The sequence below is a fragment of the uncultured Anaerococcus sp. genome, assembly GCF_963510915.1.
GTDB lineage: Bacteria > Bacillota > Clostridia > Tissierellales > Peptoniphilaceae > Anaerococcus.
Genome location: NZ_CAUPHG010000001.1, coordinates 47,111 through 57,575, shown reverse-complemented (window position 1 = coordinate 57,575; position 10,465 = coordinate 47,111). Strand labels below are relative to the sequence as shown.

At 35.7% G+C, this 10,465-nt stretch carries 13 protein-coding genes; all 13 read right to left on the bottom strand.

The window, feature by feature from the left end:
- On the bottom strand, positions 1-715 hold a 715-nt coding region (locus RQ893_RS00475), incomplete at its 3' end, for a hypothetical protein (RefSeq protein ID WP_311481092.1).
- A 12-nt stretch (positions 716-727) separates the two neighbouring features.
- On the bottom strand, positions 728-934 hold the full coding sequence (locus RQ893_RS00470; RefSeq protein WP_311481091.1) for a hypothetical protein: 207 nt from the start codon (positions 932-934) through the stop codon (positions 728-730).
- A complete protein-coding gene (locus RQ893_RS00465; RefSeq protein ID WP_311481090.1) occupies positions 903-1,592 on the bottom strand; it encodes a hypothetical protein in 690 nt (229 codons plus the stop codon). Before RQ893_RS00465 ends, RQ893_RS00470 begins: the two co-directional genes overlap by 32 nt.
- Complete coding sequence (locus tag RQ893_RS00460) at positions 1,589-2,272, bottom strand: hypothetical protein (RefSeq protein ID WP_311481089.1); 684 nt, start codon at positions 2,270-2,272, stop codon at positions 1,589-1,591. The genes RQ893_RS00465 and RQ893_RS00460 overlap by 4 nt, the downstream gene beginning before the upstream one ends.
- Entirely contained in the window at positions 2,265-2,990 is a 726-nt protein-coding gene (locus RQ893_RS00455; RefSeq protein ID WP_311481088.1) for a hypothetical protein, read from the bottom strand. Before RQ893_RS00455 ends, RQ893_RS00460 begins: the two co-directional genes overlap by 8 nt.
- A gap of 9 nt (positions 2,991-2,999) precedes the next feature.
- Positions 3,000-3,854 (bottom strand): hypothetical protein, encoded by an 855-nt coding sequence (locus RQ893_RS00450; RefSeq protein ID WP_311481087.1) that lies wholly within the window; start codon positions 3,852-3,854, stop codon positions 3,000-3,002.
- A gap of 18 nt (positions 3,855-3,872) precedes the next feature.
- On the bottom strand, positions 3,873-4,322 hold the full coding sequence (locus RQ893_RS00445; protein ID WP_311481086.1) for a hypothetical protein: 450 nt from the start codon (positions 4,320-4,322) through the stop codon (positions 3,873-3,875).
- A gap of 34 nt (positions 4,323-4,356) precedes the next feature.
- Entirely contained in the window at positions 4,357-5,730 is a 1,374-nt protein-coding gene (locus tag RQ893_RS00440; protein ID WP_311481085.1) for a hypothetical protein, read from the bottom strand.
- 27 nt (positions 5,731-5,757) lie between these two features.
- Complete coding sequence (locus tag RQ893_RS00435) at positions 5,758-6,519, bottom strand: hypothetical protein (RefSeq protein ID WP_311481084.1); 762 nt, start codon at positions 6,517-6,519, stop codon at positions 5,758-5,760.
- 2 nt (positions 6,520-6,521) lie between these two features.
- Positions 6,522-7,277, bottom strand: coding sequence for an HK97 family phage prohead protease (locus tag RQ893_RS00430; protein WP_311481083.1), 756 nt, complete (start codon positions 7,275-7,277; stop codon positions 6,522-6,524).
- Positions 7,278-7,385: 108 nt separating this feature from the next.
- A complete protein-coding gene (locus RQ893_RS00425) occupies positions 7,386-7,601 on the bottom strand; it encodes a hypothetical protein (protein ID WP_311481082.1) in 216 nt (71 codons plus the stop codon).
- Positions 7,602-7,611: 10 nt separating this feature from the next.
- Positions 7,612-10,179: a hypothetical protein gene (locus RQ893_RS00420; protein ID WP_311481081.1), complete on the bottom strand. Its 2,568-nt coding sequence runs from the start codon at positions 10,177-10,179 to the stop codon at positions 7,612-7,614.
- Between the two features lie 12 nt (positions 10,180-10,191).
- Positions 10,192-10,461 (bottom strand): DUF6275 family protein, encoded by a 270-nt coding sequence (locus tag RQ893_RS00415; protein ID WP_311481080.1) that lies wholly within the window; start codon positions 10,459-10,461, stop codon positions 10,192-10,194.
- Between the last annotated feature and the right edge of the window lie 4 nt (positions 10,462-10,465).

Sequence of the window (10,465 nt, the reverse complement as noted above, 5' to 3'; positions counted from 1 at the left end):
CTTCGCCATTATCTTTTGAGGTAATTGTATAAACAAATTCTGATTCACTTACTGGTGCTGTACATGGTATCAAGAAAGTGTCACCTTGGTTGTACTTGCCTTCAGCAAAACTTATCTTTATGCCATCTCCCAATTCTTTATTGGTAGCATTTGCGGTATTTTTAAGTTCTAATTCTTCACTTACTGAATCTTCGTCTGAAGCTAAAGAAAATACATATGTTGCCTCGGATAAGTCTTTAAGACCTGTAGAGGTTATCTCTATCTTGTAAGTCTTGTTTTCTTTGCCTGTATATTCTCCACTAACTGTTAGCTTGCCTGTTGAATTAGCTAGCTGGGTTGCTATAACCTTGCCAACTTTAGCTGGTACTTCTTTGGTTTGAAAAACATTACCTGTTGACTTTGTGGCGCTATTAGACCTAATACAGAATATTTGGTCTGCCCCGCCTAAGTTTACACCGTCTTTAGTTTCTATAACCGGATCGTAAGCTTTTAGTGCTGCGTCTAAAAGATTTCCACCCTTTAAGATTTTTTGCGCATCTTCCGGGTCTTCTATGATTGTTATTTCTCCTGGTACTCCACCTTTAGAAGTACCTATGAGGGCTATGTTTTTTGCTCCATTTGCCTTATATATTCTCATGTCGCTAACAACATTTGAATATACACCTGGCTTTCTGTATCTTATATTGTGAAAATGATAGCCTTTTTTAAATGCCATTTTTACCCCTTTCTACTCTGTAGCTTCCTTTAAAATCAAATCCCATTCTTCCTTGCTCTTATACAAGTCGTTTCCGATTCTAATTTTAATGGCTGCCTTTGTTTCGCTTCTTACATTCTTGCCTAGAAAATATTCTGTAAAAGATACTAATCTTCCACTTTTTTCTGGCTCTTTTGCTGTGTCTTTCTTAGTTTTGGTCGCCGTTTGCTTTTCTGTCATTGACAACTCCTTTCGCTTCAATATCAATCTTGTCTAGGCTTGTTCCTAGATTAAATTGTGAGTCCATCTTGCCTGCATATTCGCCTAGCCTGTAATAGCTTGAAGTATATTCACACTCTAGATTTAAAGCCCTACGATATACAAAAAAGTTTATAAAATCTGGTATAGGCTCTAGGTCTCCACCGCTTAGACTAGATAGGATTATGTTTTCTTCTTCAAACTCTTTTCTAGTTGCTAACAAGCAATATTTGGTTATTGCATACAAAAAAGAAGTGATAACTGCATTATCACTCCAAACTTCGCACCTTATGCTGGTGTGCATTTGTATGTTTTCTTGTATTGGGTGTTTTTTCCCTTTAGGCCAATCTAGGTAGTTTTCACCTAAACCTACATAGTTTTCATCTATGCCGCTTCCTAGTCCATAGTTTACTTCCTGTTCGTTTTCGACTAGGACTATTATTGACGGTAGATAAAGTTCTTCTCTAGGATAGCTTGACCTTACATTGATTTTGAAGTCTTTTATAAATGTTTTTACATCTCTGTTTGTATCTTCGTCTGCATATAAAAAAAACTTATCTATCAATTCAACATTTTTAGATAAGTAATTTAAAACCTTGTTTATTTTGTTTTTTACAAATAAGTCTATAAGCTGGATCATAAGTTAGCCTCCAAATAATCATAAGCAAATTTTTCGACCTTTTGGCTTACCTTTGGAAAAGCCTTAATACCCTTAAAGCCTGGGTGTTGCCAACTTTTAGGATCTGACATATCCGATACCCTTCTAAAGGTTAGGTATTGGCCCCTTTTAGTTTCTGACTTATAGGTCTTGACTGTCCTAATCATGTAGTCATATTTAGAGTTCTTCCATTTGTAGCCAGCCTTAGACCTTTGCGGACTATAGCCTAATTCCCTTACTAGAATTTCATTTAGATATTCACCATAATTTAAGCCCTTAGCGGCTTTTAATATTTTGGTAGGTAAAGACCCCTTGCCGCTTGTTTTGTGCCTAAATGGTATGGTTAAAAACCATCCCGGCTCATTTCTTCCGTCTATACGTCTAGTTATCTTTTTCTTTTTAGGTGACTTGGCAAATCCTCTTTTTTCATTAAACTGACCAAATCCCTTTTCTAGCATAGCCGGGAATTTCCCATCTAGTTGGACGTGGCCTTGTAGTGGTCCGTCCATAATTACACCGGATATAGCTTGCTTATAATCTATACTTGTAGATTGTAATTTTGTGTGGGCTTCATAAATAAGCTCGCTTCTAGCATAGGATAAAGTCGCTTTTACTGTGTCACTAGCTATTTTATCAATAGCATCTCCTATTTTATCAGTCATAAGAAAAACTTCCCTTCTCTTCTACGCTAGGTTCATACTCTCTTTTTGCGTTTACGGTATTTCCATAAGCAAAATTTACTCTGGTTGCTAGATACTGTTTTGGCATGATTTCACTTTGTGGACTAACGTGTCCCTTTCTGGTATTTACTGACCTTAGCTCGTGGCTCATATCCTTAATCATGTATTCTGGACTAGTTAAGTATAAAATACTTATCTTTGATCCATCTACTGGCTTAGTCTTTGAGTCTATCCACTCTAAGTGGTGTCTATCTTTGCTTATAACAAAGTCTACTTTCTCATCATAGATATAGTTTCCTACCATGACAAAAACCACTTGTTTTATAGGCCTATAAGTGCTAGACGTCCTATTTCCTTTGACTGTTACCACTTGGGAATACCTACAGTCAATCTCAAAAAAATCTAACTTGTCATGATAAGACATAATTACATCTCTTTCTGGTGTAACATAAACTGTGCCTGGCTCGGATATACCTTCAAGCTTAAAAACTTGATTACCATTAAAGCTAGTTGCTACTACTTTTATTTCTTTTCTTCGTATATACCTATAGCCTTCACCTTTACAATAAGGGCAATGTGGACTAGGCTGGCCTTCGCTCATGCACTCGCAAACTATGGATTGATACCAAGAAACGTTATAGCCGTGACTTTCGATTAATTCATCAAAATTTATAGGATTAAAACTTACCCCTGCTGCCATAACTGCCTCCTAAAGTACAACAGAATCAAACCTAGCAAAATATTTCCTAATAATAGGTGTTAATTCCTCTAAGTCTTTTCTGTATTCTAGAATACGTGCACTAGCTCCACCATACATAGCTGACTGGGTTGTTCCTATGGACTGGCTTAATCCGTCAAGAGAAACTGAAGCTGAAGCAATACCTGCACCTATGATTTGGTCTCCCCATACCTCAAAGATTGTTATAGCTGCATACTTAAATATCCAATCTAGCAAATTATGAGGTATTTCGTCTTTTTCCATACCTGCCTTATAGTTTACTGATACCGCCATTGGCATATAGGACCTTGTCATAAAATAAGGGACTGCAACTCCTAGGGCTGGGTTGATATAATTTACTGATCCTGTTATAGGGAAAATTGTTACATCTCCTACCCTCTTGTCAAGCTGAATCCATTCTTTAGGGACTTGTAAAATTTGCCTATTTCCCATCTTGTAGGTTATAGACTCAATTTCCCTTACTGGCCTTTTGAAAAGTGGTGTGTACTGGTAAGAATCAAACAAGCTGTTGCCTTCAAAGTCGTGTAATTCTTCTTTGATTTCTCTAGGTGTTATACAAATATCAAAAACCTGTTCAGCCCTGTCTATTGCTGAATTAAGACTTGATACTAAAAATGTTCTAGAAAAAGGTGTACCATCATAAGTCATAAGGTCTATACCCTGAAAGTGATTATCTATTAAGTCATCTGTGGTTAGGCCATTAATTTTGATACGCTTTTCAGCTTCTGGATCTTCTGGAAGCACAAACTTTTCATCAGTTTTTTTATTTTTATCACTAGAAGAGGGATTCTCTTCTTCATACATATTGTCATAGTATTTTCTCATACCCTCTCCTTTCCTTTGCTATTTTTCAAGGTTATTTAGGATTTCTATAAGGTCTGCCTTGGTTGCTCCGTTTGGTACTTTTTCTCCTTTTTCATTGATAAGGTCTTTTAGTTCTTTGTTTGATAAGGATTCATAGTTTGGTAATAGGTCTTCTTGGAAGACTTCTTCACCGTCTTTAATTTCTGTAGCTTCGCCTACTTTAAATTCTTTTCTAGGTTCGCCTACTTTCATTTCTTCTACTTCAACAGTTCCTGTTGCTAGTGTAGTTTCTTTTGGCTCTTTTTCTTTATTATCTGCCCCTGTTTCGCTTTTTATCTTTTCCTCGACTAATTCATAGCCTTTAAGTTTTAAAAGCTCTTGACCTAATTCTGGGGCGATTTCAGCCTTGCCGTTTTCATCAAACTTTATAGGCTCTGACTCGCCTATAACAATTTTACAATTAGCTAGATTTAAGTTTTTAATTAGCATGATTTTCTCCTTAAAGAAAAACTAGGCTAAAAGCCTAGTCAATCTTAATATTTTTAATAGTTACAAATCTCTTTGGTGCATAGATGATTGGTGTACCGTAAAGGAAGATACCAAATCTTCTTACTGGACCTGTCATTGCATATGGTAGTTTAAAGGCTGGTAGTAATTGTCTAAAGGTGATTGCTGATTCATCAAATTGACCGATAATTGCTTCACCTGTGTTTGGTAAAGTTTCGTTTCTATCGATAAATTCAGTTACTGCTGATTTATCTCTAGACTTAGCACCAACTCTGCCAATTTCATAGAATTGAGATCCATTGTCTTCAGTTCTATAAATTACAAAGTATTCTGGTTCATGGATTTGTGTATCAGAGTTTTTGATTGTTAGCTTAACACCTTTCTTAGCGTCACCTTCAGCTACAACAACTGGTGTACCTGCTTCTACTGCTACTGATTTACCCTTGTGTGAATATGCAACTACTGCATACTTAAATGTGCCACCTTTGCCAAATTTAGCTGGGTTTTTAGGGTCTTCTTCGCCAACTGCTGCTGTTACTGTTGGGGCTGTTGGTGGTTCTTGACCAAATGCTCCCTCGTTAGTATTAAGCGCCTTCAAGCCTCTTCTTAGGAATACATCTGGTGTTAGGTCGATTGTACCACCTAGGGTATTAAATTTAGTTACAGTAGTTCCTGCTACCATTTCTCCGCTTTCAACACTCATTAGTGCCCTTTGGTTTGGATAGTATTGTTCAGAGAATTTTTGTGCAACATTCATTGGTAGGTAAGCTTTGGTTGGTGTTCCATAGTTATCTAGAATTGCTGTTGCTGCGTCATTAAGGTGGGTATCTTCTAGGTGTTTACCTCTTAAGTCGACAATATTTTCTTTTGCTGCTTGTTTAAATACACCGTCCCATTGTAGACCTTCTTCACCTGCTGGTGCTAGACTAGAGTCACCATAGAAAAGTGCGCTTTCTGCTTGACCTAGTATATATTTCATACCGTTTTTAGTTTCTAGGGCTTCTGGTTCTGATACAGTATTTACTAGTCTCATTAGGTCTGTTACTGCTCTAGTTACATTCAAGCACTTAACTTTTGCAAGTTGTCTTTTGTAGTTAGATGTAGTATCAAGTCCTGCAATACCTTCTGGTTGGAATCCTGGTATATCTTCACCATAAGAGTCTACAACGTTAAATTCTTCAACGTTTGAGAATGCTTTTGATTTTGGAATATCTCTAAATAGTTTTAAATGTTGTTCGGTATAAGTTAGTGTTTTAAGTGTATTTTCTAGTGATTGAGGAATAATGGCGGCTCCGCCTTCTGCCCCTGGGTTAATTTGTGCAAAGTCATTAGTAGTTAGTGCCTTATAAAGGTCTTGAATTTGTGTTTGTGTTAGTGCGCTAAAAGCCATATTTTTATTTCCTTTCTAATTTTAAAATTATAAATGTTTTTCGATTATTGCTATGCACTTATTAGATAGTTGTGCACCTTGTTCTGCCTTACTTACATCAGTAGCTGTTACAAATTTATTGCCTGCTAAAAGTTCACTTGTTAGGATTTCTGCCCTTTGTGACTTTGATAAGTCTTTGTAGGTTTTCTTTTCTTCCTCGTATTTATTAAAAACTTTTGCGTTTTGTACTGACTTTCTGATATTTTCAGACTTTTTTAATTTCTTAGTTAGTAGGTTGATTGACTTTTCAAGTTCTTTGTTCTTTTCTACTACTTCATTTGAATTGTCAGCATTGATTTCTAGTAAGTCTACAACCTTGCTTAGGTTGGCTGTTAGGTCGTCAAGCCTGCCATTGATTTCATCAAGGCCTAAATCCTCTCTGACTCTTTCTAGTAGGTCGTCATATTCGACTTCCTCTACATCTTCGTCTTCTTCCTCGACTTGTTCTTCTTCGGCTTCTGATTCTTCCTCGGCCTCTGGTTCTGCTTCCTCTTCTTCGGCAATTTCATCTTCTTCTGCCTTTTCTAGTTCATTATCTTCTTCGATTTCCTCGTCGCCTTCGACTTCCTCTTCGGGTTCGGTTGTTGAAAAATCATAAGTTATTTCGTCATCATTTGTGCCTGCGACTTCATCTTCGCTGATATAATCTTCATCATCGTCTACTTCATCTTTTGCAAAGTAGTCGTCTGTTACATTTTTAAGTAGTCGATTGAGTTTTTCATCAATTCCTATTTTCTTTGTTTCGTCCATTTTCACTCCTTAAAGTTGATTATTTGGTGTACTTTATCTTCCATTTCGGGGCCGTATATGCCTTTAAACATCATGAGATATAGTTTTATATCGTCTTCGTTTTCGCTCTTATTAAGCTTGTTTTTAAAGGTTTTAAGTGTATCTAATACTTCCCTGTCACCGTCTAGGGCTTTTTGATAGTAGATTTTTCCATTTTCTAGACTTTCTTTAAGTAGGGCTGTATCGCTTGTAGTGCAAGCCGTCATTGATTTGACTACCGCATTCCATGTAGCATTAGCATTACAAGGTGTGCTTGTTACTGCCACATTTGTTACTCTTGCCTTAAGTATTTGGCCCTTTTCGTCTTCTTTGAGAATTTGTCCTTCAATAGAAAAACCTAATCTTCTAGAAGTCCCGGACTTCTGTAGGGCTATAGCGGTTTCCCAAAATCTTCTGCCATCTGCGTTGTCTAGCAAGTACCCTTCTAGGTATAGACCGTCTTTTGTGATTTTCGTATTATTCTTATCTGGATAACCAACAATCCTAGAGTTGTCATGATCCAAGTTTAAAAATCCCTTTTCTAAAAATGATGAAATATCAAGGCCTTTTTGCACAACTTTTTCACCTTGATAGTCAAGGTCTGGTGTACTAGCTAAGCCCTTAATTTTGCCTATGATTCCTTTTTTAGAATTAAAGCTTTTTGATTCTTCACTTTTTATAAGGTCTACTAAAGGTACATAAATCTGCATATCCCTCACAATCTTATCCTCCTTTCTCAAAGTACTTACTCCCTACCTCCCACCCTTTTATATAAAGATATGCAATAAAAAAGCACCTATGATTTCTCATAAGTGCCTTTTAAAAGTTTGTATTTGATTTTTATTGTTTTAAATTAAGGGTTTGATATATTTATCTGCAAGTTTTTGTTCGCCTAGTTCTACTAGGTGGTCGTAACAATTTTGTGCTTTATTTACTCCATCTAACATATCATCTGATAACATAATGTTTAAAACTGTTGATACCTCTCTAAAGTTTTCTTGTCCATCTACTTCTTTTAAAATTTCGTTTTTCATTTCTTCTAAAGAATTAATAACTTTTGCCATTCGTATCCTCCTATAATGATCCAATCAAAGCGTCGATGCCGTCTAGGTCTTCATCTTCTAAGAATTTAGTTATCAGTACTGCGGCTATTGCTCCATATTTACTACTGTTAAGTGCTACTTCTAGTGAAATTGTACCACGTTTTAATTCCTCGACTAAGTTTCCTATTGGCGATTTTTCGTTGCCGCCGGTTATTGCTTCTAATTTATCTGTTCTATCTAGCATAGTTTTTTCAATAGCTGCTGTTCTTTTGTTTGCTTTGTCTTTTGCCTCATCTGATACATAGGTGTTGGCAATTTTGTCTATAAACTCTTTGTTGCCTGACATTATTTGATTGTATATTTCTTTTCCTATGCCATTTATACCTGTTTTTCTTGCATTTTTAAATTCTTCAACACCCCAAATTCTAGGCAAGGTTAAGGCTATTTCTTCTGGGTAGGCCATTATTTCCTTATAATTGTCACTTCCATGAATTGTTTTCGCTAAAGAAAATCCTGCCATTTCAACCAAGCTTTCTTCAACGTTATGCTGAACTTCTTTTTCTAATAATCCGCCTTTTATCAAGCATTTATTTAAGATATTTTGGCTTATGCCCTTTATCCTTGCGTGCATAGCTTCATGAATAATCGCTCCTGTCTCTTCTGTTGAATTTCCTGTTTCTGCAACTATTCCTATTTCATATGGAATAACTTCGCCTGTTTCGTCATTTATATTTGACCTACAGTAACCTAAGTTTTTTCCTGAAAATGGTTTGCCATTTCTCTTTGAATACATAGGTAAATTTACACCTAGCATATCTAAAATAGCTCTACCCTTAACATCTACATGGTAGTCTTTAATCGCCTTTGCTTTATCTATCAACTCATTAATGTTGGATACTTGCTTATATTCACCTTTGCTCTCTATTTTTTTAGTACCAAATCTATCTCTAGCATTTAAGTCGTCAAGTGTGGTTCTTTTTCTGTTTTCTTCAATATATTCTTTTGAATTTTCTCTTAATCTTTGCTTGGCTCTTTTTTCCTCTAGGGCTTGGTTTTGTTCAGCTAGTGCGTTAAGGTCTGGTTCACTGCCTTGTGTTTCGGCTTTTATATCTGATACAACCTTATCAATAGCATCTTGCGCCATGGATAATATTTCTTTATCGGCTCCATCAAAACTTGATACCTTGCCAGTGTTCAAATCAAAATCAATATTTTGAAGTGTTCGTTCTATGTTGTAAGCGCGCTTACCCTTGATTTCAACTCCATTTATAGTAACACCTCTTGTGTCCGTTAGTTTAATCATTTCCCATTCATCTGCCTTTATTTTGAATGGATTATCCTGCATTCTACGTGCTTTTAATCTCCTAATTAACATTTTTTCTTGCTCTATAGTCATTATAGAATCTTTAGATGGCTTGTTTTCATCACCTGTTTTTTGCGATTCCAATTCATTTATTTTTTCTCTAGCATATGATAATATTTTTTCACGTGTTGATCCGTCTAGGTATTTATTATTAGCACCATCTTTTTCAATATAAAGCTTATCTTTGTTAAGGTCTAAGTACATACTGCTAGTATAGAATTTCAAGGCATCATAATCTTCGCTATCTTTTTCCATATTTTGTTCACTTGCTATTCTATCAGCAACACTATCTCCGGCCGCATTAAAGTATAGTCTCTTCATATCATATCTACCCCATACATTAGCGCCTTGTTGGCATAACATTCTAGGTATATAGTCAAGAGCTGCATCATACTTGTCATATTTTCCGTTTTTATAATCATTGTCAAAATCATATAATTGGTTTAAGTTGAAAACCCCAACCTCTACTGCCTTTTGCCAATAATCTATCTTGTCCGTGCCACGATACATAAGAGGTCCTATCCTGTCTTTTGAGGTAAGCGCTTCTCTTAGCACCTTATGTCTTTCATAGTCTTTTTTAATCGTATCAAAGGAATTTATATCACTAAAAGGAGCATTATTTTTCATATAGTTTATTTCAGTGTTGAATTGGAAAATTAAACCTTTCCTTATATCTGACTCTTTTTCAGCGGGAACGCCATTGGAATCAAGCACATTTCCCATATTTTCCACATCAATCTCAAGACTTCCATTACTGTACTTTTTGCGGTAAAAGTTTAGTTTTCTTTCTTTTCTTTGAGTCTCTTTGTCATCAACTTGCGTCTCTTGCTTATTATCCTTGATTTTTGCATTTTCTGTAGGCTTGCTATCTTGCATCATATTATCAAACGACAACTGCCCATTATCTTTAGTGCTAGCTTTAACTTTAGGTCTTTTAAAGTTTTTCTTGATGAAGTCTTGTAAGACTCCTGGCTTGCCCGCCGCATCATACATTTCTAGGACTTCTTTTTCGGATATATTTTTCTTTTTTCCATCTTTTGATTCAAAGATTGCCTCTTGATATGGATTTATTTTAAAATCCTCTTTTGCTGTCTCCATAGCTTCGCCTGGCGATACATATCTTTTACCATAGTAAGTTTTAAATTTACCGTTTATAAGTGTCATAACAGGAACTAGGTGTGCCCTATTCCTAACCGCCTTTATAAGGCTTTTAAAGCCTTTTATTTTCATTTTCATTCTATCACCCCTTTAATCCTTAAATAATTTTTGATTTTCCACTAAAACATTTCTAACTTTTGTGTAAATATCAAAGTACGATTCTTTCTTATCTCCGTTATAGGTTACTTCTACATATACACCATCATCTATGGTTGTAGATATTAGAATTTTATTATTTTGTAAAGTTTTGCAAGACCACACGACAAATACGTCCTCGATTCCTATAACTTTGTTATAGTGGTCTTTGTAGTATTTTATTAGCCATTCTTTGCACGCTTTTTGAAATTTATATGAATCCATTGTT